The organism is Kitasatospora sp. NPDC048662 (assembly GCF_055587065.1).
Window position 1 is genome coordinate 33450 of record NZ_JBVJHA010000016.1, and the last position, 21670, is coordinate 55119.

The 21670-nt window shown below is 72.7% G+C and carries 27 protein-coding genes; 24 read left to right on the forward strand and 3 right to left on the reverse strand.

Features of this window, described 5'->3' with window-relative positions:
• Window positions 1–53 precede the first annotated feature (53 nt).
• From hisD to hisF, 8 genes are read left to right on the forward strand one after another with little or no spacing between them, the layout of a single operon-like run.
• The gene (gene hisD, locus ACZ6R9_RS30205; RefSeq protein WP_380486485.1) at window positions 54–1388 is read left to right on the forward strand and encodes a histidinol dehydrogenase; all 1335 of its coding nucleotides are present in this window, start codon (window positions 54–56) and stop codon (window positions 1386–1388) included.
• The gene (locus tag ACZ6R9_RS30210) at window positions 1385–2536 is read left to right on the forward strand and encodes a histidinol-phosphate transaminase (protein ID WP_465541681.1); all 1152 of its coding nucleotides are present in this window, start codon (window positions 1385–1387) and stop codon (window positions 2534–2536) included. Before hisD ends, ACZ6R9_RS30210 begins: the two co-directional genes overlap by 4 nt.
• Window positions 2537–2543: 7 nt before the next feature.
• The gene (hisB, locus tag ACZ6R9_RS30215) at window positions 2544–3137 is read left to right on the forward strand and encodes an imidazoleglycerol-phosphate dehydratase HisB (RefSeq protein WP_380486489.1); all 594 of its coding nucleotides are present in this window, start codon (window positions 2544–2546) and stop codon (window positions 3135–3137) included.
• Window positions 3137–3280, forward strand: coding sequence for a hypothetical protein (locus ACZ6R9_RS30220; protein ID WP_380486491.1), 144 nt, complete (start codon window positions 3137–3139; stop codon window positions 3278–3280). The genes hisB and ACZ6R9_RS30220 overlap by 1 nt, the downstream gene beginning before the upstream one ends.
• Window positions 3281–3293: 13 nt before the next feature.
• Window positions 3294–3929, forward strand: a complete 636-nt coding sequence (hisH, locus tag ACZ6R9_RS30225; RefSeq protein WP_380486493.1) for an imidazole glycerol phosphate synthase subunit HisH — start codon at window positions 3294–3296, stop codon at window positions 3927–3929.
• Window positions 3930–3958: 29 nt separating this feature from the next.
• Entirely contained in the window at window positions 3959–4687 is a 729-nt protein-coding gene (gene priA / locus ACZ6R9_RS30230; RefSeq protein ID WP_035861549.1) for a bifunctional 1-(5-phosphoribosyl)-5-((5-phosphoribosylamino)methylideneamino)imidazole-4-carboxamide isomerase/phosphoribosylanthranilate isomerase PriA, read from the forward strand.
• The gene (locus tag ACZ6R9_RS30235) at window positions 4684–5118 is read left to right on the forward strand and encodes a RidA family protein (RefSeq protein WP_380486495.1); all 435 of its coding nucleotides are present in this window, start codon (window positions 4684–4686) and stop codon (window positions 5116–5118) included. Before priA ends, ACZ6R9_RS30235 begins: the two co-directional genes overlap by 4 nt.
• Window positions 5115–5885 (forward strand): imidazole glycerol phosphate synthase subunit HisF, encoded by a 771-nt coding sequence (gene hisF, locus ACZ6R9_RS30240; protein WP_465541685.1) that lies wholly within the window; start codon window positions 5115–5117, stop codon window positions 5883–5885. The genes ACZ6R9_RS30235 and hisF overlap by 4 nt, the downstream gene beginning before the upstream one ends.
• 50 nt (window positions 5886–5935) lie before the next feature.
• Here the strand turns inward: hisF and ACZ6R9_RS30245 are convergent, their stop codons facing one another.
• Together ACZ6R9_RS30245 and ACZ6R9_RS30250 are read right to left on the reverse strand one after the other, a co-directional pair.
• Window positions 5936–6574 carry a TIGR03085 family metal-binding protein gene (locus ACZ6R9_RS30245; RefSeq protein ID WP_465541687.1) on the reverse strand — a complete coding sequence of 213 codons (639 nt, stop codon included), beginning with the start codon at window positions 6572–6574 and terminating at the stop codon, window positions 5936–5938.
• 29 nt (window positions 6575–6603) lie between these two features.
• Window positions 6604–7074 (reverse strand): septum formation family protein, encoded by a 471-nt coding sequence (locus tag ACZ6R9_RS30250; RefSeq protein WP_380486500.1) that lies wholly within the window; start codon window positions 7072–7074, stop codon window positions 6604–6606.
• Between the two features lie 143 nt (window positions 7075–7217).
• On the opposite strand from ACZ6R9_RS30250, the gene ACZ6R9_RS30255 reads away from it, so the two are divergent.
• Window positions 7218–7532, forward strand: a complete 315-nt coding sequence (locus tag ACZ6R9_RS30255; RefSeq protein ID WP_380486502.1) for a hypothetical protein — start codon at window positions 7218–7220, stop codon at window positions 7530–7532.
• Window positions 7533–7642: 110 nt separating this feature from the next.
• On the forward strand, window positions 7643–9217 hold the full coding sequence (locus tag ACZ6R9_RS30260; RefSeq protein ID WP_465541690.1) for a WXG100 family type VII secretion target: 1575 nt from the start codon (window positions 7643–7645) through the stop codon (window positions 9215–9217).
• A 51-nt stretch (window positions 9218–9268) separates the two neighbouring features.
• Here the strand turns inward: ACZ6R9_RS30260 and ACZ6R9_RS30265 are convergent, their stop codons facing one another.
• The gene (locus ACZ6R9_RS30265) at window positions 9269–9967 is read right to left on the reverse strand and encodes a hypothetical protein (protein ID WP_380486506.1); all 699 of its coding nucleotides are present in this window, start codon (window positions 9965–9967) and stop codon (window positions 9269–9271) included.
• Between the two features lie 123 nt (window positions 9968–10090).
• Between ACZ6R9_RS30265 and hisI the strand changes: the two genes are divergently transcribed.
• The 14 genes from hisI to ACZ6R9_RS30335 all read left to right on the forward strand — a co-directional run bounded on the left by hisI (window position 10091) and on the right by ACZ6R9_RS30335 (window position 21516).
• The gene (gene hisI, locus ACZ6R9_RS30270; protein WP_465541692.1) at window positions 10091–10465 is read left to right on the forward strand and encodes a phosphoribosyl-AMP cyclohydrolase; all 375 of its coding nucleotides are present in this window, start codon (window positions 10091–10093) and stop codon (window positions 10463–10465) included.
• Window positions 10466–10507: 42 nt separating this feature from the next.
• Window positions 10508–12010: an anthranilate synthase component I gene (locus tag ACZ6R9_RS30275; protein ID WP_465541694.1), complete on the forward strand. Its 1503-nt coding sequence runs from the start codon at window positions 10508–10510 to the stop codon at window positions 12008–12010.
• Between the two features lie 819 nt (window positions 12011–12829).
• The gene (locus ACZ6R9_RS30280; RefSeq protein ID WP_465541696.1) at window positions 12830–13438 is read left to right on the forward strand and encodes a TIGR02234 family membrane protein; all 609 of its coding nucleotides are present in this window, start codon (window positions 12830–12832) and stop codon (window positions 13436–13438) included.
• Window positions 13439–13569: 131 nt separating this feature from the next.
• Window positions 13570–13818 carry an HGxxPAAW family protein gene (locus ACZ6R9_RS30285; RefSeq protein ID WP_380486514.1) on the forward strand — a complete coding sequence of 83 codons (249 nt, stop codon included), beginning with the start codon at window positions 13570–13572 and terminating at the stop codon, window positions 13816–13818.
• 92 nt (window positions 13819–13910) lie between these two features.
• Window positions 13911–14345 (forward strand): DUF2752 domain-containing protein, encoded by a 435-nt coding sequence (locus tag ACZ6R9_RS30290; protein ID WP_465541698.1) that lies wholly within the window; start codon window positions 13911–13913, stop codon window positions 14343–14345.
• 140 nt (window positions 14346–14485) lie between these two features.
• A complete protein-coding gene (gene trpC, locus ACZ6R9_RS30295; protein WP_465541700.1) occupies window positions 14486–15298 on the forward strand; it encodes an indole-3-glycerol phosphate synthase TrpC in 813 nt (270 codons plus the stop codon).
• Window positions 15299–15307: 9 nt separating this feature from the next.
• On the forward strand, window positions 15308–15457 hold the full coding sequence (trpM, locus tag ACZ6R9_RS30300; RefSeq protein ID WP_167349402.1) for a tryptophan biosynthesis modulator TrpM: 150 nt from the start codon (window positions 15308–15310) through the stop codon (window positions 15455–15457).
• A 55-nt stretch (window positions 15458–15512) separates the two neighbouring features.
• Complete coding sequence (gene trpB, locus ACZ6R9_RS30305) at window positions 15513–16745, forward strand: tryptophan synthase subunit beta (protein WP_380486520.1); 1233 nt, start codon at window positions 15513–15515, stop codon at window positions 16743–16745.
• 2 nt (window positions 16746–16747) lie between these two features.
• Window positions 16748–17557, forward strand: a complete 810-nt coding sequence (gene trpA / locus ACZ6R9_RS30310; protein WP_465541703.1) for a tryptophan synthase subunit alpha — start codon at window positions 16748–16750, stop codon at window positions 17555–17557.
• A gap of 177 nt (window positions 17558–17734) precedes the next feature.
• A complete protein-coding gene (locus tag ACZ6R9_RS30315; RefSeq protein ID WP_380486524.1) occupies window positions 17735–17896 on the forward strand; it encodes a hypothetical protein in 162 nt (53 codons plus the stop codon).
• A 129-nt stretch (window positions 17897–18025) separates the two neighbouring features.
• On the forward strand, window positions 18026–18538 hold the full coding sequence (locus tag ACZ6R9_RS30320; RefSeq protein WP_380486526.1) for a MauE/DoxX family redox-associated membrane protein: 513 nt from the start codon (window positions 18026–18028) through the stop codon (window positions 18536–18538).
• Window positions 18539–18586: 48 nt separating this feature from the next.
• Window positions 18587–19459 (forward strand): DsbA family protein, encoded by an 873-nt coding sequence (locus ACZ6R9_RS30325; protein ID WP_465541706.1) that lies wholly within the window; start codon window positions 18587–18589, stop codon window positions 19457–19459.
• A 90-nt stretch (window positions 19460–19549) separates the two neighbouring features.
• Entirely contained in the window at window positions 19550–20590 is a 1041-nt protein-coding gene (gene lgt / locus ACZ6R9_RS30330; protein WP_465541708.1) for a prolipoprotein diacylglyceryl transferase, read from the forward strand.
• A gap of 185 nt (window positions 20591–20775) precedes the next feature.
• Window positions 20776–21516 carry a VIT1/CCC1 transporter family protein gene (locus ACZ6R9_RS30335; protein ID WP_380486531.1) on the forward strand — a complete coding sequence of 247 codons (741 nt, stop codon included), beginning with the start codon at window positions 20776–20778 and terminating at the stop codon, window positions 21514–21516.
• The last annotated feature ends 154 nt before the right edge of the window (window positions 21517–21670 follow it).

Here is a 21670-nt window from a genome sequence, read left to right on the forward strand (position 1 = left end):
CACGGACTGAAATGCCCGGCTGCCGGTTTTCGCCACTCCTTACACTTGGCCGTGTGATTTCTCGAATCGACCTCCGCGGCTCCGACCAGGACCCGCGTGACGTGCTGCCCCGTGCCGAGTTCGACGTGGAAGCCGCCCTTGAGAAGGTGCGGCCGATCGCCGAGGACGTACGCCATCGCGGCGTAGCGGCGCTGATCGAGATCACCGAACGCTTCGACGGGGTGCGGCTGACGTCCACCCGCGTCCCGGCCGGGCAGATCGCCGAGGCCCTGGAGCAGCTCGATCCGAAGGTGCGCGCCGCGCTGGAGGAGTCGATCCGCCGGGCCCGCGCCGTGCACGGCGACCAGCGGCGCACCGGCCACACCACGCAGGTGGTGCCGGGCGGCACCGTCACCCAGCGGTGGGTGCCGGTGGACCGGGTCGGCCTGTACGTGCCGGGCGGTCTGGCGGTCTACCCGTCCTCCGTTGTGATGAATGTGGTGCCCGCGCAGGAGGCCGGGGTGCGCGGCATCGCCGTCACCTCGCCGCCGCAGAAGGCGTTCGGCGGTCGGGTGCACCCGACCATCCTGGCGGCGTGCGCGCTGCTCGGCGTGGACGAGGTGTACGCCGTGGGCGGCGCCCAGGCGGTGGCGATGTTCGCGCTCGGCACCGAGGAGTGCGCGCCCGTCAACCTGGTCACCGGCCCCGGCAACATCTACGTGGCGGCCGCCAAGCGGCTGTTCGCCGGCCGGATCGGCATCGATTCGGAGGCCGGCCCGACCGAGATCATGGTGCTCGCGGACGACACGGCGGACGCCGCCGAGGTCGCCGCCGACCTGATCAGCCAGGCCGAGCACGGCCCGACCTCCGGTTCGGTGCTGGTCACCGCCTCGGCGGAGCTCGCCGACGCGGTGGAGGCCGAGCTGAAGACCCAGGTCGCCCGCACCCGGCACTCCGCGCGGGTGGCCGAGGCGCTGGGCGGCCCGCAGTCCGGCATCATCCTGGTCGACGACCTGGACCAGGGCCTGGCCGTGGTCAACGCGTACGCCGCCGAGCACCTGGAGATCCAGACCGCCGACCCGCACGCCGTCTCCGAGCGGGTCCGCAACGCCGGCGCGATCTTCCTCGGCCGCTTCACCCCGGTCTCGCTGGGCGACTACGCGGCCGGCTCCAACCACGTACTGCCGACCGGCGGCTGCGCCTGCCACTCCTCGGGCCTGTCCGTGCAGACCTTCCTGCGCGGCGTCCAGGTCGTCGAGTACGACCGCGCGGCGCTGGCCGGGATCGCCGCGCACGTGGTCAACCTGTCCGAGGCCGAGGACCTGCCGGGCCACGGAGACGCCGTGAAGGCACGTTTTGTCGGAGACGAACAGAACTGGCACAGCGACTGGAGTGTCCCCACCCCGTGACGAAGATCGACGACCTGCCCGTCCGGGACGAGCTGCGCGGCCAGTCCCCTTACGGCGCACCGCAGTTGGACGTGCCCGTCCAGCTGAACACCAACGAGAACCCGTACCCGCTGCCCGAGCCGCTGGTGGCCCGGATCGCCGAGCGGGTCGCCGACGCCGCCCGGCAGCTCAACCGCTACCCGGACCGGGACGCGGTCGAGCTGCGCACCGGCCTGGCCGCCTACCTGACCGACACCACCGGCCACGCCGTGACGAAGGACCAGGTGTGGGCCGCCAACGGCTCCAACGAGGTGCTCCAGCAGCTGCTGCAGACCTTCGGCGGGCCCGGCCGCACCGCGATCGGCTTCGAGCCCTCGTACTCGATGCACGCCCTGATCGCCCGCGGCACCGGCACCGCCTGGGTCTCCGGCCCGCGCAACGAGGACTTCACCATCGACCTGGACGCGGCCCGCGCGGCGATCGCCGAGCTGCGCCCTGACGTGGTGTTCATCTGCTCGCCGAACAACCCGACCGGTACCGCCGTCGAGGCCGACACCGTGCTCGCGCTGTACGAGGCCGCGCAGGCCGCCAGGCCGAGCATGGTGGTGGTGGACGAGGCGTACGTCGAGTTCTCGCACCGCGCCTCGCTGCTGCCGCTGCTGGCGGGCCGCCCCAACCTGGTGGTCTCGCGCACCATGTCGAAGGCGTTCGGCGCGGCCGGGCTGCGGCTCGGCTACCTGGCCGCCGACCCGGCCGTGGTGGACGCGGTGCAGCTGGTCCGGCTGCCGTACCACCTCTCGGCGGTCACCCAGGCCACCGCGCTGGCCTGCCTGGAGCACACCGACACGCTGCTCGGCTACGTCGAGCAGCTGAAGTCCGAGCGTGACCGGGTGGTGGTCGCGCTGTGCGAGCTGGGCCTCGAAGTGACCGACTCCGACGCCAACTTCATCCAGTTCGGCCGCTTCGCCGACACCCACGCGGTGTGGCAGGCGATCCTCGACCAGGGCGTGCTGGTCCGCGACAACGGCGTGCCCGGGTGGCTGCGCGTCACCGCCGGCACCCCCGCCGAGAACGACGCCTTCCTCGGCGCCGTCGCCAACGCCCTCCCGTCGCCCACCCCCACCCTTGATCGTGCGCGCTCCGCGCGCGCTGCCAGTCAGGAGCTGTAAACCCGCAATGTCCCGTATCGGCCGCGTCGAACGCACCACCAAGGAGACCTCCGTCCTGGTCGAGATCGACCTCGACGGAACCGGCAGGACGGACGTCTCCACGGGCGTCGGGTTCTACGACCACATGCTCGACCAGCTCGGCCGCCACGGCCTCTTCGACCTCACCGTGAAGACCGACGGCGACCTGCACATCGACACCCACCACACCATCGAGGACACCGCGCTCGCCCTCGGCGCCGCCTTCAAGCAGGCGCTCGGCGACAAGGTCGGCATCTACCGGTTCGGCAACTGCACCGTCCCGCTGGACGAGTCGCTGGCGCAGGTCACGGTCGACCTGTCCGGCCGCCCGTACCTGGTGCACAGCGAGCCGGAGGGCATGGCCCCGATGATCGGCTCGTACGACACCACGATGACCCGGCACATCCTGGAGTCCTTCGTCGCGCAGGCCCAGATCGCCCTGCACGTGCACGTGCCGTACGGCCGCAACGCGCACCACATCGTGGAGTGCCAGTTCAAGGCGCTCGCCCGGGCGCTGCGCTACGCCTCCGAGCGCGACCCGCGCGCCGAGGGCATCCTCCCGTCCACGAAGGGCGCCCTCTGATGGCCTCTGTACTGATCTTCCTCGGCATCTTCTTCGCCGCCGGCGTCTACTCGTTCTGGAAGCAGGACAAGCCGAAGAGCGTGATCCTCGTCCTCGGCTTCGCCTCGGCCATGTGCCTGGCCGCCGGCATCCTGCGCTACTAGGAGATTCCGCGACATGAGCAAGAACGTGGTGGTGCTGGACTACGGCTCCGGCAACCTGCGCTCCGCCCAGCGCGCCGTCGAACGGACCGGCGCGACCGTCACCGTCACCTCCAACTTCCAGCAGGCGCTGGACGCGGACGGCCTGCTGGTGCCCGGCGTCGGCGCCTTCGAGGCGTGCATGCGCGGCCTGAAGGCGGTGCGCGGCGAGCAGATCATCGGCCGCCGGCTGGCCGGCGGCCGCCCGGTGCTGGGGATCTGCGTCGGCATGCAGATCCTGTTCGAGAAGGGCGTCGAGCACGGCGTCGAGACCGCCGGCTGCGACGAGTGGCCCGGCGTGGTCGAGCCGCTGGACGCGCCGGTCGTCCCGCACATGGGCTGGAACACCGTCGACGCCCCCGAGGACAGCCGGATGTTCGCCGGGATGGACGCCGACACCCGGTTCTACTTCGTCCACTCCTACGGCGTGCGGCACTGGCTGCTGGAGACCCACTCCGAGAAGATCCGCGCCCCCAAGGTGACCTGGGCCACCCACGGGCAGCCGTTCGTCGCCGCGGTGGAGAACGGACCGCTGTGGGCCACCCAGTTCCACCCCGAGAAGTCCGGTGACGCCGGCGCCGCCCTGCTGACCAACTGGGTCGACACCCTCTGACGCCCTCCGACTTGGGAGACCAACGGATCATGACCAACCGCCTCGAACTGCTGCCCGCCGTCGATGTCCGCGACGGGCAGGCCGTCCGCCTGGTCAAGGGCGCCTCCGGCACCGAGACCTCCTTCGGCGAGCCGCTGGCCGCCGCCCTGGCCTGGCAGAACGCCGGCGCCGAGTGGCTGCACCTGGTCGACCTGGACGCCGCCTTCGGCACCGGCAGCAACCGCGACCTGCTCCGCGAGGTCACCGGCCGGCTCGACATCAAGGTCGAACTGTCCGGCGGCATCCGCGACGACGAGTCGCTGGCCGCCGCGCTCGCCACCGGCTGCACCCGGGTCAACCTCGGCACCGCCGCGCTGGAGAGCCCCGAGTGGGTCGCCAAGGTGATTGCCGAGCACGGCGACAAGATCGCCGTCGGCCTCGACGTGGTCGGCACCACCCTGCGCGGCCGCGGCTGGACCCGCGACGGCGGCCAGCTGTTCGACGTCCTCGCCCGCCTCGACTCCGAGGGCTGCGCCCGCTACGTGGTCACCGACGTCAACCGCGACGGCACCCTGACCGGCCCCAACCTCCAGCTGCTGCGCGACGTCTGCGCCGCCACCGACCGCCCGGTGGTCGCCTCCGGCGGCGTGTCGTCGCTGGACGACCTGCGCGCGATCGCCACCCTGGTGCCGGAGGGCGTCGAGGGCTCGATCGTCGGCAAGGCCCTCTACGAGCAGAAGTTCACCCTCGAAGAGGCCCTGGAGGCTGTGTCCCGATGACCGACGAAACCCCGGCCGCCGACGCCCGTTACTCCGCAAAGTCCCCCTGGGAGGACGCTTACGGATACTCCCGGGCAGTGGCGGCCGGGGACTTCGTCCTGGTCTCGGGCTGCACCGCCTTCGACGACGGGGTCGCCCTGGTCGAGGGCGACCCGTACGAGCAGACGATCGCCGCCTTCAAGGTGGCCTTCGACGCGCTCGCTCACTACGGACTCACCGCCGCCGACGTGGTCCGCACCCGGATGTACCTCACCCACGTCCGGGACTGCGACGAGGTCGGCCGCGCCCACAAGGAACTCTTCGACCAGGTCCGGCCGGTCACCACGATGGTGGTCGTCCAGGGCCTGACCGACTCCCGGATGATGGTCGAGGTCGAGCTGGAGGCCCACCGCCCCGGCCTGGCCCGCACTTTGGAAGGCAAGCAGCCGTGACCCTCGCAGTACGCGTGATCCCCTGTCTGGACGTGGACGCCGGACGCGTCGTCAAGGGCGTCAACTTCCAGAACCTGCGCGACGCCGGCGACCCGGTCGAGCTCGCCAAGCTCTACGACGCCCAGGGCGCCGACGAGTTGACCTTCCTCGACATCACCGCCTCCTCCGGTTCCCGGGAGACCACCTACGACGTGGTCCGCCGCACCGCCGAGCAGGTGTTCATCCCGCTCACCGTCGGCGGTGGCGTGCGCACCGTCGAGGACGTCGACAAGCTGCTGCGGGCCGGCGCCGACAAGGTCGGCGTCAACACCGCGGCGATCGCCCGCCCCGAACTGATCCGCGAGATCGCGCAGCGCTTCGGCCGCCAGGTGCTGGTCCTGTCGGTGGACGCCCGGCGCTGCCCCGAGGGCGCCCAGACCGCCTCCGGCTTCGAGGTCACCACCCACGGCGGCCGCCAGGGCACCGGCCTGGACGCCGTCGAGTGGGCGGTGCGGGCCGCCGAACTCGGCGCCGGCGAGATCCTGTTGAACTCGATGGACGCCGACGGCACCAAGGACGGCTACGACCTGGAGATGATCGGCGCCGTCCGCAAGGCCGTCTCGCTGCCCGTCATCGCCTCCGGCGGGGCCGGCAAGCTCGCCGACTTCGCGCCCGCCGTCGATGCCGGTGCCGACGCGGTGCTCGCCGCCAGCGTCTTCCACTTCGGCGACCTGACGATCGGCCAGGTCAAGGACGAACTCCGCACCACCGGCCACCTCGTCCGCTGAGCCACCGACGCCCCGCCGGGCCCTGGCACGGCGGGGCGTCGCACGGGCCCTCAGCTCTCCGGCAGCGGCAGCGCCTCGGCCAGTGCGGCGACCGCGGCCGGGTCGCCCTGCACCGTCACCGCCGTCCTCGCGCCGCGCCCGAGCAGGAACAGCACCAGCTCGCCGGGCTCCCCGGTCACCGTCACCAGCGGCCGGTCCCCGCGACGGATCGTCACCTCCCGGCCGTCCGGCCGCGTCAGGCGCAGCGACACCGACGGCCGCGACTCGCCCAGCCGGGCCGCCATCGGCACCCGCCGCCACAGCGCCTCCGCCAGCTCGGGCGACACCGGCTCCGGCTCGAAGGCGACCGCCCGGCGGACGTCCTCCGCGTGCACGAAGTACTCCAGCAGGTTCGCCGCCTCGTCCACACCCGGCAGGTTGAACGGCGAGAGGGCCGGTGGCCCCGAGCGGAAGGACTTCACCAACTGCTCGTACGGGCGCTTCGCCGTCCGGTCCTGCACCCGCTGCGTCCACTTGGCCAGCGCCCGCACCTTGATCCCGGCCGCCGCGTCCGGACGGCCCTCCCGCACCACCAGGTGTGCCACCAGATCCCTGGTCAGCCACCCCGCACACAAGGTCGGCCCGTCCGGGCCGGCCGCCGACAACAATCCGGTGAGACGGGCACGCTCGGCCCGCGCAAGGCTCGACATGCCGCACAGCCTACGCAGCGGTCGGGCCGTCAGGCCTTGAAGGTCAGTGCGCAGGTGACTCCGCGCCAGCCCTGCTGGTAGAACTCCAGCGGCAGGCCGATCGAGGTGGCGTGCCGCGGGCCGTCGCCGGTGCGCGCCAGGGCCTGCTTGCTCGGCTCCTTGCACAGCTCGGTCATGGTGCGGTAGATCGCCGGCAGATCGGCGAGGCCGTCCGGCAGGTCCGTGTTGGCGATCGCCTCGGCGTCGTGCGGCTGCTCGCAGGGGACGGCGGTGGGCTGCTGCACCTTGCTGAGCCGCGGCACCTGGAAACACGTGCCCGGCGTGAAGTACGGGTACGGAACTTCCTTGGTCGGACTCGGTGAAGGTGCCGGGGAGGAACTGGGGGGAGACGGTGGGGCGGCGGCCTGCCTGTGCGGCTCGGGCCACAGCAGGACGGCGGCCAGCGCAGCCAGTACGGCCGCCACCACCGCAGTCAGGACCGTCTTCTGTCGCCCGCTCATGCCAACCCCCTGGTTCCCTGCCCATTGTGATGGCCGACCGGTTGCCGCGTCAGTGCTTTTCGGACATCTGTTTGCGAAGCCTTTGCATGCGGATCAGTAGGATGACCGGCCAGTTGAAAGGTCGCCGAGGGAGGGCAACTGTCATGGGGGACGGCGGATTTCGGGTCGAACCGGGCGCACTCGATCGATATGCGTCACTGCTTCAGGAGCAGTCCGAACAGCTGAGCAGGATCGCGTCGGCCACCGCCGCGATCACCATCTCGTCCGACGCCTTCGGACACCTGCCGAACGCCCAGCACCTGGCCTCGGCGTACCAGGAGCACGCGAACGCCAACCGGGAGAACGTCGGCGCGCTCGGCAACGCCGTCAACGGCACCTCCGAGGGGCTGGCGGGCGTCTCGCAGAACTACGCGGACCACGAGGACCACGTGGTGCGCACGATGGGCGGTGGTCGGTAATGGCGGGGAAGGGCGGCAGCTCCGGAAGGGTCTCGACCCCCAGTCCGTCGCGCCGGACACCGCCGCCGCAGCCGGCGCCGCCGCGCCCGGCCACGCCGCCGTCGCGCCCGGTGTCGCAGCCGCCGAACGTGCGGCACCCGCAGCAGCCGCCGCAGCCGCAGGCCCCGCACGTGCCGCCGCAGCCGCAGGCGCCGCACCCGCAGCAGCCGCCACAGGCGCCGAACCACCCGACGGGCGCCGACGACGGCGGCGCCGACGGGGTCGGGCCGATCGATCCGCGGGAGAGCTGGTTCAGGGGCAAGCTGAGGGATGGCGCTTCGACCGCCATCGACGGCCTGGTTCAGCGCGGCACCGACTGGGCGGGCGACCGGATCTTCGGCCCGAAGGAGCCGGCCAACCCCGAGCCGGGCGGCGGCGCCGCGCCGTCGACCGGGCTGGACGGTGTCGGCGACGGCGGCGCGGAGGGCGAGCGGGGGGTGCCGCGCGGGCCCTGGGAGGAGAACCCCGGCTTCGCTCCGGGCGGCAGGCGGGACCCCGGCTACGACGTGGACCCCGGTTTCCACGTCGATCCGGGCGGCGGCGTCTGGAGCGGCCCCTACCCCGTCTCTCCGGGCAGCTTCCCGAATGGCCCGGGCAGGGAAATGACCGGTGTCAGCGACGCCTATGCCTGGGCGCACGCCCGGGTCGAGCAGGCGATGGCGAACCTCGACCCGGCCGAGCACCCCGACCGCAGCGGCCTGGGCGGAATGCTCGACGAGGCGGTCGAGTGGGCGCTGGAGCAGTCCGGTCTGATCGGGATGCTGGAGAAGGTCACCGGCAACCTCGCGGAGCTGAACGCGGCCGCCGAGGAGTGGCAGGCGCAGGCGCACGCCGTGCAGTCGGTCGCGACCGAGCTGCGGGGCGGCGCGGTGCCGCTCGCCGAGGCGTGGTCGGGCGGCGCCAGCGACGCGTTCGGCGGGCACATGGGCGAGGTCGCGGACGCGCTCGACCAGACCGCGCAGGGCATGCTGCAGACCGCGCAGATCATCAACTCGGCGGCGCAGGAGTGCGCGATGGCCGAGGGCATGGTGATCCAGATCATCAGCGAGGCGATCGAGGCACTGATCGTGTCGCTGGCCGCCGAGGCGGTGATCGCGGTGTTCACCATGGGCATCGGCCTGATCGCGGACGCGCTGATCACCGAGGCGGAGATCGCCGTCTTCGTGGCTCGGGTGGCCCGGGTCTCGACGCAGCTGGCGCAGAAGCTGGAGGCGCTGCTGAAGGCGCTGAAGGAGATGGGCGCGGCGGTCAAGGCCGTCCGCAACATGGAGGGCATCAGCAAGGCGCTGAGCCAGGTCAAGAACGTGAAGGCCGCGTTCCAGGGCATGCGGGAGCTGGAGCAGGGCGAGGGGATGATCGCCAAGGCCGCGCAGAAGCTCGACGGCGAGGCCGGCCAGTGGGTGAACGGCAAGTTCCGCGAGACGCTCGGGATCGACCAGGACGACCCGGTGCAGATGGGTGACGGAACGGTCAAGGGCACGCTGAAGGCCGCCGGGCAGTCCGCCTGGGCGGTCGGCAAGGCGGGCCTGACGAGCGACGTCAACAAGGAAGCGGTCAAGCAGGAACTCCTGCACGACGTGGGCCTGGCCAACGACCCGGCACCCTACCGGGTGGACGAGTCGCGGATCGCGACCGCGTTCGGCTGACCGGCCTGGGGGCCCCGCCGCCACTACGGCGGCGGGGCCCTCGTCGTACGGTCAGCGCCCGGCCGTTGCCGCGCGGAACGCCTCGCGCTCGTCCGAGTCCTCGAAGTCCAGGGCGATCCAGGAGCCGTCCCCGAACAGCAGGTCCTGGCGGGCGGCCCAGATGTCGTTCGGGGTGTCCGGGCGCAACCACCAGCTGCCGAGCGGGAGTTCGTACAGCGGGACGGCCCGGTAGTGCTCGTGGTGCTGCCCGTAGGTCCAGCGGCTGAGGATCAGCAGCCGGCGGTCCGTCAGCAGCACCGTGAAGTAGTCGTGGTCGGCCCGCAGCTTCTCGCCGGGCGTGGTCCGCACCGCCCGCCAGACCTGCCATGCCGTCGAGCCCTCGTCGCCGCTCAACGAGCCGCCGTGCAGCGGCCGGCGGATCGCCCGGTAGGCGCGCCGGGTCAGCGACAGGCCGTACGGGCGCCGCAGGTGCACGTCCGGCGTGAACCAGTAGACGAACCAGCGCGGCAGGAAGTACAGCAGGAAGCCGTACCAGAGCCGCACGAAGAAGTTGTGGATCCAGGCCAGCGGGGCGTGGCTCGCGGCGCGGACGGTGTCGCGGTCCCACCAGAGCGGTGCGAGGCGGTCCAGTTTCATCGCCCAGGTGCCGATCATCGGCTCGCCGGGGTGGAGGTGCTCGCCCGCCGTCCGCTGGAGCAGGTGGTGACCGAAGGCGACGGTCGGCAGTGGCTGCGACTGGTACTGACTCACCCGGCAAATCCCCCATCGTGCAGAGCAGTTCTGTTTTTGTCGGGGCTCAAACTACCGGGTCCGGGCCGGTCGCCCGGGCGGACCGGGCCAGCTCGCGAGACGCGGCCTGCGAGAATGGACCGCATGTCGACCAACCCCGCCACCCCCGGCAGCACCGCCCTGGACCCGGCCATCGCCGCCCGCCTCAAGCGCACCCCGGACGGCCTGGTGCCCGCCGTCGCCCAGCAGTACGACACCGGTGAGGTGCTGATGCTCGGCTGGATGGACGACGAGGCGCTGCACCGCACCCTGACCACCGGCCGCTGCACGTACTGGAGCCGCAGCCGGAGCGAGTACTGGGTGAAGGGCGACACCTCCGGCCACGTCCAGCACGTGAAGCACGTCGCGCTGGACTGCGACGGCGACACGGTGCTGGTCAAGGTCGACCAGGTCGGCGCGGCCTGCCACACCGGCGAGCGGACCTGCTTCGACGCCGACGTGCTGCCGCTGTCCCGCTAGCCTGTTCCCGACCACCCGCTGCTCCCATCTGATCGGTGCTCCATGGAACTTGAGGCTTTCCGCGCGCTCGCCGCGGACACCCGGGTCATTCCCGTCACCCGCCGGCTCCTCGCGGACGGCCTCACTCCGATCGGCGTGTACCGCAGCCTGGCGGCCGAGCGGCCCGGCACCTTCCTGCTGGAGTCCGCCGAGCAGGGCAGCTGGACCAGGTACTCGTTCGTCGGGGTGCGCTCCGGCGCCGTCCTGACGGTCGGTCAGGACGGCGGCGCGCGCTGGCTGGGCGAGCCGCCGGTCGGCATCCCGACCTCCGGCGACCCGCTGGAGGTGCTGCGCGCCGCGCTGGCCGCCCTGCACACCCCCCGGCACCCGGACGACGGCCTGCCGCCGCTCACCGGCGGCCTGGTCGGCTACCTCGGCTACGACGTGGTCCGCCGCCTGGAGAACCTGCCCGACCGCACCCCGGACGACCTGCGGCTGCCCGAGCTGACCCTGCTGCTGGCCACCGACCTGGCGGTGCTCGACCACGCCAGTGGCACCGTGCTGCTGATCGCCAACGCCGTCAACCACAACGACCTGGCCACCGGCGTGGACGAGGCCCACGCCGACGCGGTGGCCCGGCTGGACGCGATGGAGGCCGACCTGCGCCGCCCCGTCGACCCGGGCCTGGCGACCTGGACGCCGACCGAGGTGGAGGCGCACTCGCCGTTCGGCGGCGAGCCCTACCGCAAGGCGGTGGAGATGGTGAAGGAACGGATCCGGGCCGGCGAGGCCTTCCAGGTGGTGCCCTCGCAGCGCTTCGAGGCGCCCTGCGAGGCGTCCGCGCTGGACGTGTACCGGGTGCTGCGCACCACCAACCCCAGCCCGTACATGTACCTGTTCCGCTTCCCCGGCCCCGACGGCGGCGCGGAGGGCGGCTTCGACGTGGTCGGCTCCAGCCCGGAGGCGCTGGTCAAGGTCGCCGAGGGCGAGGCGATGGTGCACCCGATCGCCGGCACCCGGCACCGCGGCGCCACCGCGATGGAGGACGCCGAGCTGGCCGCCGAGCTGCTGGCCGACCCGAAGGAGCGGGCCGAGCACCTGATGCTGGTCGATCTGGGCCGCAACGACCTGGGCCGGGTCTGCGCGCCGGGGTCGGTCGAGGTGGTGGAGTTCATGGCGGTCGAGCGCTACAGCCACGTGATGCACATCGTCTCCACCGTCACCGGCAAGGTCGCCGAGGGCCGCAGCGCGCTCGACGTGCTCACCGCCTGCTTCCCGGCGGGCACGCTCTCCGGCGCGCCCAAGCCCCGCGCCATGCAGATCATCGAGGAACTGGAGCCCACCCGCCGCGGCCTGTACGGCGGCTGCGTCGGCTACCTGGACTTCGCGGGCGACTCGGACACCGCGATCGCGATCCGCACCGCGGTGATCCGCGGCGGCACCGCGTACGTGCAGGCCGGGGCGGGCGTGGTCGCCGACTCCGACCCGCACGCCGAGGACGCCGAGTGCCGCAACAAGGCCACCGCGGTGCTGCGGGCGGTCGCCGCCGCCAACACGCTGCGCTGAGCTCGGCGGTACCGGGGGCGGCGATTCTGCGGGTGGGCGGCGAGGGGCGCTGACGCTTGGTCGCTCAGGGGCCTGATGGGGTGTGGTGGTGGGCGGTGCGGGGGCCTGACGCGCGGTGGCCCGGGGGTGGTGGTGGCGCGGAGGCCTGACGCCTGGCGGCGCAGGGGCGGTGGCGGGCGGCGTGGGGCGACGGCGCGGGGGTCTGACGCCTGCGGCGCAGGGGCGGTGGCGGGCGGTGCTGACGCTTGGTCGCTCAGGGGCCTGATGGGGTGTGGTGGTGGGCGGTGCGGGGGCCTGACGCGCGGTGGCCCGGGGGTGGTGGTGGCGCGGGGGTCTGACGCCTGGCGGCGCAGGGGCGGTGGCGGGCGGCGTGGGGCGACGGCGCGGGGGCCTGACGCCTGCGGCGCTGGGGCGGTGGCGAGGGGCGCTGACGCTTGGTCGCTCAGGGGCCTGATGGGGTGTGGTGGTGGGTGGTGCGGGGGCATGACGCGCGGCGGCCCGGGGTGGTGGTGGCGCGGGGGCCTGACGCCTGCGGCGCTGGGGCGGTGGCGAGGGGCGCTGACGCTTGGTCGCTCAGGGGCCTGATGGGGTGTGGTGGTGGGCGGTGCGGGGGCATGACGCGCGGTGGCCCGGGGGTGGTGGTGGCGCGGAGGCCTGACGCCTGCGGCGCAGGGGCGGTGGCGACAGCGCGGGGGTCTGACGCCTGGCGGCCCCGGGGGCGGTGGGCGGTGCGGGGCTGATGTCCGGCTGCCGAGAGGCTTGGCTCGGGGGTGCAGGGGCGGTGGTGGGCGGTGGGGTGGGGTCGGGGACACTGGTCGGGTGAGTGAGACTCCCGCTGCCCCCAAGTCGTCCCGTGGCACCCTCGCGCTGATGCTGCTGCTGACCGCGCTCGGTGCCGCCCTGGTGCTGACCGCCGTCGGCCGCACCTGGGCGGAGGGGGTGGCGCCGGGCACGGCCGGTGGCCGGATCGCGATCTCCGCCTCGGGCAGCAAGCTGACCGGCCTGCCGACCGGCACGGCGCTGGTGGCGATGGCTGCCGCCGTCGCGGTGTTCGCGGTGCGCGGCCGGGCCCGGCTGCTGGTGGGCCTGCTGACGGTGCTGGCGGGCGCGGGCGCGGTCGCCGGGGCACTGATCGGCCGGGCCGACACCGCGGGCCTGCACACCCTGGCCGCGACGCAGCTGGGGCTGACCAGTGCGCACGCCGAGGAGATCACTCGCACCGCCTGGCCGTGGGTGGCGCTGGCGGGCGGCCTGCTGCTGGTCGCGGCCGGTGCGCTGACGGTGCGCTTCGGCCGGAACTGGCCCGCGATGGGCTCCCGTTACGAGGCCCCGACCCGCCGCCGTCCGGCCGGGAAGGCCGGGGCGACCGGTAACAGCCCCGCTGACCTGTGGAAGGCGCTGGACCGCGGCGAGGACCCCACCGGCTGAGTGTGCTCGGCACCACGGCGGCCCCCGCTTGGGGACGCCGTGTTCGGCCCGGCACAATGGAGGGGTCAACCCGTCGAGCGCCACCCCGGACCGCCCGACCGGGGCCCCGTAGAACAAGGAGCAGCATCAAGATGGCTTCAGCAGCGCACGGCCACACTCCCGCCGCGTGGACCGGCGTGGTCATTTCCTTCGTCGGTTTCTGCGTGGCCGGCGTGGCCATGATCATGCCGAACGTCGTGCTGACCATCGCTGGCCTCGCCGTGGTCCTGATCGGCGGCGTCGTCGGCAAGGCGATGTCGATGGCAGGCATGGGCAAGCAGCCCAGCAAGCACTACGCGCCGGCGCCCACCGAGGAGCGCCCCGCGGTCACCACGGCCTGAACCTCGGCGTCAGGTTTCGAACGGCGGGCCGCGCGCCCGCCGTTCGGCGTTTTCCGGGGAGTTTCCGGAGCGGCCCGGGCACAATCGTGCCCGTGAACGCTCCCCCCGTCCCCACCGCCGGCTCGGTGCCGCGCCGCCTGGTCCGCCCGCTGGCGGCGCTGGTCGCGGTGGCGATGCCCACCGCGTTCGTCGCCGCGGTCGACCCGAACACCCCCGGCCACTACCCGGTCTGCCCGGTGCTGCAGGCGACCGGCTGGTGGTGCCCCGGCTGCGGCGGGCTGCGTTGCGTGCACGCGCTGACCAGGGGCGAGCTGCTGACCGCTGCCCACGACAACCTGCTGGTGACGCTGCTGGCGCTGGCCGCGCTCGTGCTGTGGCTGCGCTGGACGGTGCGGGCGCTGCGCGGCCGCCCCGCGGGCTTCCGGCTGACCGGCCGGCAGACGGTGGTGGTGCTGCTGGCCCTGGCCCTGTTCACGGTGCTCCGCAACCTGCCGGTCGGCGCCGGCCTCGCGCCCCCTGCGGTCTGAGCGGGCGCCCGGCGGTCCGCCGATCGAGACGCACGCCGGTCGGATGCTGAGTGCGCCCCCCGGGCCCGATACCATCGAAAGGCCGGGGCTGTGCATCTGCGTCCCCGGCCTCACCAGCGATACACGATGGGGGCGCACGCGTGACTGTGCTCGACGAGATCATCGACGGGGTCCGGCAGGACCTTGCCGAGCGACAGGCCCGAACCTCCCTGGACGAACTCAAGGAGCTCGCGGCGAAGGCACCCGCGGCGAAGGACGGCGTGGCCGCCCTGCGCGGCGACGGTGTCCGGGTGATCTGCGAGGTCAAGCGCTCCAGCCCGTCCAAGGGCGCGCTGGCGGCGATCGCCGACCCGGCCGCGCTGGCGGTCGACTACGCGGCCGGCGGGGCCGCCGCGATCAGCGTGCTCACCGAGCAGCGCCGCTTCGGCGGCTCGCTGGCCGACCTGGACGCGGTGCGGGCCGCGGTCGAGACCCCGATCCTGCGCAAGGACTTCATCGTCACCGCCTACCAGCTGTGGGAAGCCCGCGCGCACGGCGCGGACCTGGCGCTGCTGATCGTCGCCGCGCTGGAGCAGCCGGCCCTGGTCTCGCTGATCGAGCGGGCCGAGTCGATCGGGCTGACCCCGCTGGTCGAGGTGCACGACGAGGAGGAGATCGCCCGCGCGGTGGACGCCGGCGCGAGGATCATCGGCGTCAACGCCCGCAACCTGAAGACCCTTGAGGTCGACCGGAACACCTTCGGCAACGTGGTGGACGCCATCCCGGCGCACATCGTCAAGGTCGCCGAGTCCGGGGTGCGCGGCCCGCACGACCTGATCACCTACGCCAACCAGGGCGCCGACGCGGTGCTGGTCGGCGAGTCCCTGGTGACCGGCCGCGACCCGCGCACCGCGGTCGCCGACCTGGTCGCCGCCGGGGCCCACCCGGCGCTGCGCAACAACGGACGGGGCTGACCCTCCGCCATGTCGATCGCCACCCGTCTCGCCCCCGGTTGCCGCCCGCGCGGCTGCCGCGCGCCCGCACGCCGGGTGCTGGGGCGGCGGGTGCGGTACGTGATCGGCTGCGAGCCCGGACAGGTCCCCGGACGCCGATGGCGCGGAACCCGCGGCTGAGTACTCCCCGCCCGTTCCACCTTCACGCCGTCAACTTCCAGACAGAGGACTGTCCATGTCCGAGCTCAACGTTCCGGGTACCCAAGTCCCGGACGCTCGTGGTTACTTCGGCGCCTACGGCGGCCGCTTCATCCCGGAGGCGCTGGTCGCCGCCGTCGAGCAGGTCGCCGAGGAGTACGAGAAGGCCAAGGCCGATCCGGCGTTCGCCGCCGAACTCGACGCCCTGCTGAAGGACTACACCGGCCGGCCCAGCCCGCTGACCGACGTCCACCGGTTCTCCGCCGAGGCGGGCGGGGCGCGGGTGCTGCTCAAGCGCGAGGACCTGAACCACACCGGCTCGCACAAGATCAACAACGTGCTGGGGCAGGCACTGCTGACCCGCCGGATGGGCAAGACGCGGATCATCGCCGAGACCGGCGCCGGCCAGCATGGCGTGGCCACCGCCACCGCCTGCGCGCTGTTCGGCTTCGACTGCACCATCTACATGGGTGAGGTCGACACCCAGCGGCAGGCCCTGAACGTCGCCCGGATGCGGATGCTGGGCGCCGAGGTCGTCCCGGTCAAGTCCGGCAGCCGCACCCTGAAGGACGCCATCAACGAGGCGTTCCGCGACTGGGTCGCCAACGTGGACACCACCCACTACCTGTTCGGCACCGTCGCGGGCCCGCACCCGTTCCCGATGATGGTGCGCGACTTCCACCGGGTGATCGGCATCGAGGCCCGCCAGCAGGTGCTGGACCGCACCGGGCGGCTGCCCGACGCGGTGGTCGCCTGCGTCGGCGGCGGCTCCAACGCGATGGGCATCTTCCACGAGTTCATCCCGGACGCGGGCGTGCGCCTGATCGGCTGCGAGGCGGCCGGCGACGGCGCCGACACCCCCAAGCACGCCGCCACCCTCACCAAGGGCGACCCGGGCGTGCTGCACGGCTCGCGCACCTACGTCCTGCAGGACGAGGACGGCCAGACCATCGAGTCGCACTCGATCTCGGCCGGCCTGGACTACCCCGGCGTCGGCCCCGAGCACGCCTGGCTGAAGGACACCGGCCGGGCCGAGTACCGCCCGGTCACCGACCGCGCCGCGATGGAGGCGCTGCGGCTGCTGTCCCGCACCGAGGGCATCATCCCGGCCATCGAGTCCGCGCACGCCCTGGCCGGCGCGCTCGAACTCGGCCGCGAGCTGGGCCCGGAGGCGACCATCCTGGTCTCGCTCTCCGGCCGCGGCGACAAGGACATGCACACCGCCGCCGAGTACTTCGGCCTCTACGACGACGCCGAGGGGACCAACTGACCATGGCCGACACCAAGCTCACCACCGCCCTCGCCGCCGCCAGGGCCGAGGGCCGGGCCGCCCTGATCGGCTACCTGCCGGCCGGCTTCCCGACCGTGGACGGCGGCATCGCCGCGATCAACGCGCTGATCGAGGGCGGCTGCGACGTCGTCGAGGTCGGCCTGCCGCACTCCGACCCGGTGCTGGACGGCGCGGTCATCCAGACCGCCGACGACATCGCGCTGCGCGGCGGCGTGAAGATCAAGGACGTGCTGCGCACCGTTGCCGAGGTCGCCGCCGCCCACCCGGCCGTGCCGGTGCTGGTGATGACCTACTGGAACCCGGTGGACCGCTACGGCGTCGCCCGGTTCGCCGCCGACCTGGCCGCGGCCGGGGGAGCGGGCTGCATCCTGCCCGACCTGCCGGTCGAGGAGTCGGTGGAGTGGCGGAAGGCCGCCGGGGAGCACGGCCTGGACACCGTGTTCGTGGTCGCCCCGTCCTCCAAGGACGCCCGGCTGGCCGAGGTCACCGCGGCCGGCTCCGGCTTCGTCTACGCCGCGGCCGTGATGGGTGTCACCGGCACCCGGGCCGCGGTCGGCAACCTGGCCGAGGACCTGGTGGCGCGTACCCGGGCCACCACCGCGCTGCCGGTCTGCGTCGGCCTGGGCGTCTCCAACGCCGACCAGGCCGCCGAGGTCGCCGCGTTCGCGGACGGCGTGATCGTCGGCTCCGCGTTCGTGCAACGCCTGCTGGACGCCGCCGAGCCGGCCGACGGCCTGGCCGCCGTCCGGGCGCTGGCCGCCGATCTGGCGTCGGGTGTGCGCCGCAAGTAGTTCGCGCGGTTCGGAGGGCCGCCCGGGGAGCAACAGCCGCTCCCCGGGCGGCTCTTCGGCTTTCTCGGGCCGCCACCTGATCGGGTGAACTGTCCCGGGCGTTCGGTGATCTTGTCGCGGCCCGGGCCGTTGAACCCGCTGACGGTCGGTCGGTGAAAGGGCGTGCGGATGGCTCGGGTGCACAAACCGGTCCTGCTGCGGGCACTGGCGGCGGGCCTGGCGCTGGCCGCCGCACTGGCCGGAACCGGCGGCGTGGAACGGGAGTTGGCGCGCCGCGGTGCGGAGCGGGCGGTGGTCTGCCAGCACTCGGAGGCGGAGTGCGGACCGCCGGGCCGATGACCAGAAGAATCGGATGTATGACCGTATAGCGTCACTCATCCGGCGTAACTGGCGAATATGGAGGAACCGCACCTCATCCCCTACGGTTCATCAGGCAGGAAACGGTGAAGCGCGCCCGAGGGGGAACTGATGGCCAGTCAACAGGCCCAACACGGCCGGGTGAGCGGGTTTCGCCGGGTCGTGGACGGTCCGGCGGCCGAGTGGTTCGGACTGGTGGTGCGGCTGGGCCTGGCCGTGGTGTGGGGCTGGGCCGGACTGGCGAAGGTCGCCGACCCGGCGGAGGCGGCACAGGCCGTGCGGGCCTACGCGATCCTGCCGGAGGCACTGGTGAAGCCGGTCGGCTGGGGGCTGCCGTTCCTGGAACTCGCACTGGCGGTACTGCTGGTGCTCGGCCTGGGCACCCGGGTGGTCGCGGTGATCTCCGCGACGCTGCTGGTGCTCTTCATCGCCGGCATCACCTCCGTCTGGGCGCGCGGCATCTCGATCGACTGCGGCTGCTTCGGCGGCGGCGGCCCGGTGAGCGAGTCGCAGACCAAGTACGTGCAGGAGATCCTCCGCGACACCGGCTTCCTGCTGCTGTCGGCGTGGCTGATCTTCCGCCCCCGCACCAAACTCTCGGCGGACGCCTGGCTGGCCGCCTGACCGCACCCCGTCCCGCAGCACCCAACGAAGAGAACCGATCCCTGGACCATGGCAGAGCACCTCATGAGCGAGAAGAACGAAGAAGGCAAGCGCAGCGCCCGTGAGCGGATGCTGGTGGAACGGGCGGAGCAGGAGGCCCGGGCGAAGCGGAAGAAGAAGCTGGTAGTCGGCGGCGCGGTGCTCGGCGTGATCGCCGCCGCCGTGGTGGTCGGCGTGGTGGTGCAGAACCAGCGCTCCAAGCCGGAGACACCGACCGCCGCCCCCGCGGGCGCCATCGGAGACAAGAACCTGATCATCCCCGTCGGGTCCGCCAACGCCCCGTCCACCCTCACCGTGTACGAGGACCCGCGCTGCCCGGCCTGCGGCGCCTTCGAGCGCGCCTTCTCGCCGACCATCGACCAGCTGGAAGACGCCGGCAAGATCTACCTCAACTACCACATCGTGTCGTTCATCGACCGCTCGCTCGGCGGCAACGGCTCCAAGTACGGTGCCAACGCGCTGGGTTGCGCGCAGAACGCCGGGCACTTCCGGGACTACCACGACGTGCTGTACCGCAACCAGCCCGGGGAGACCGAGGACACCTTCGGCAGCAAGCAGGCCCTGATCGACCTGGGCAAGCAGGTGCCGGGCCTGGACAACGCCGAGTTCCAGACCTGCGTCAACACCAACAAGTTCGCCGGCTGGGTCTCCGCGGTGCAGCAGAACTTCGACAAGTCCAGCTTCAAGTCGACGCCCACGGTGCTGCTCAACGGCGAGCCGATCTACCCGAAGAAGGGCGACGAGCAGATCAGCCCGGAGAACCTGGTCAAGTGGGTGGACGAGGCCAACCAGGGCAAGCAGCTGGGCACCCCCGGCTCGCACGGGCAGAGCCCGGCGCCCACCTCGACCGCCGCCGAGACCAACACCCCGCCCGCACCCTGACGGCCGGACGACCGGCCGGGAGGAGTGACGCTTCCGTGACCCGTTCCGGTGCCGGTGCGGCGGGCGGGACACGGTAGCGTCGAGGGTGTCATGGATCTCGCATACATTCCGAGCCCGTCGCGGGGAGTCCTCTACCTGGGACCCATCCCGCTTCGCGCCTACGCGTTCTGCATCATCATCGGTGTCGTCGTGGCCGTGTGGCTCGGCAGCAGGCGCTGGGTCGCCCGCGGCGGCGGCCGGCACACGGTCGGCGACATCGCCGTCTGGGCGGTGCCGTTCGGCTTGGTCGGCGGTCGGCTGTACCACGTCATCACCGACAACCAGCTGTACTTCCGCGAGGGCAAGAACCCGCTCGACGCGCTGAAGATCTGGGAGGGCGGCCTCGGCATCTGGGGCGCGATCGCCTTCGGCGCGGTCGGCGCCTGGATCGCCGCCCGCCGCCGCGGCGTCGCGTTCCCCGCGTACGCCGACGCCATCGCCCCCGGCATCGCCCTCGCCCAGGCCATCGGACGCTGGGGCAACTGGTTCAACCAGGAGCTGTACGGCAAGCCCACCACGCTGCCCTGGGGCCTGGAGATCGACAAGACCCTGCCGAACGGCGAGGTGGTCACCGGCACCTACCACCCGACCTTCCTGTACGAGTCGATCTGGTGCGTGCTGGTCGCGGTGGCGGTGATCTGGGCCGACAAGCGCTTCACCCTCGGCCACGGCCGGGCCTTCGCCCTGTACGTCGCGCTCTACACGCCCGGCCGGTTCTGGACCGAGTGGCTGCGCATCGACGAGGCACACCGCTTCTTCGGCCTGCGGCTGAACGACTGGGTGGCGATCGCCGTCTTCATCGGCGCAGTGGTCTACCTGGTGCTCTCCGCCCGGCTGCGCCCCGGCCGCGAGGACCCGGACGAGATCGACCCGCAGGCCACCCGCGAGCGCGCCGAGGCGGCGGCCCGGGAGAGCGGCGCGGAGGCGATCGCGGACGCGCCCGGCAAGGGCGGCCCGAAGGACGCTCCCAAGGACGGCCCGAAGGGCAGCCTCAAGGACGGCCCGGAGGACGGCCCGGAGGACGGCCCGAAGGACGGCGACGGAGCCGCCGAGCACAATGCGGACGTCAAGGATTCCGAAAAGTCTTCCTGAGTACGCGAATTGACCCCGTTGGGGCCGCTCCCGCCACGGTCGGCGGGGGCGGCCCCAACTGCCTTTGGGCAGGCTTACTTTGCTGGAAAGTCGCAGGTCAAACGGCTACGTTCGAGGGGTACGACCAGCCCTGGCCGGAATGCGCCCGGGGGGCCTTCGCCGTGCCCGGAAGGGGAGCCGCCAGCATGAGCACGATCATCGCCGACCCGTACACCAACGGTCCGCAGCCCCGGATTCCGGCCGACGGCCACCACCGGGACGTCAACGGCGGCTGGCTGCGGCCGGCCGTGTTCGGTGCGGTGGACGGCCTGGTGTCCAACTTCGCGCTGATGACCGGCGTGGTCGGCGGGGCCGCCGAGCCGAGCACCGTGGTGCTGACCGGACTGGCCGGACTGGCGGCCGGCGCGTTCTCCATGGCCGTCGGCGAGTACACCTCGGTGGCCTCCCAGCGCGAGCTGGTGGAGGCCGAGCTGGAGGCCGAACGGATCGAGCTGAAGCGCAACCCGCAGGGCGAGCTCGCCGAGCTGGCCCAGCTGTACGTGGCCAAGGGCGTGGACCCGGAGCTGGCCATGGAGGTGGCCCGCCAGCTGTCCGCCGACCCCGCCACCCTGCTCGCCGTGCACGCCCGCGAGGAACTCGGCGTGGACCCGGAGGACCTGCCCTCGCCGCTGGTCGCCGCCGGCTCCTCGTTCGCCTGCTTCGCCCTGGGCGCGCTGCTGCCGGTGCTGCCGTACCTGCTGGGCGCGACCGCACTGTGGCCGGCCGCGCTGCTGGCGACGCTCGGCCTGTTCGGCTGCGGCGCGGCGGTGGCCCGGGTGACCGCCCGCACCTGGTGGTTCAGCGGCCTGCGCCAGTTGGCGCTGGGCGGCGTGGCGGCGGCCGTCACCTTCCTGCTGGGCCGCCTGATCGGCGGGGCGATCGGCTGACCGGCCACCTGGCAGGGCCTGTACGAACACCCGGATCTCTGCATGGTTATGCACTGCGGCGCGTGATGTTCCACACATGGGCAGCGGCCTCCGCCTTGCCCTAGTCTCAACATCCGATCGCCGAACCGAACAATCCCCACCGTGTCCGGCGCCC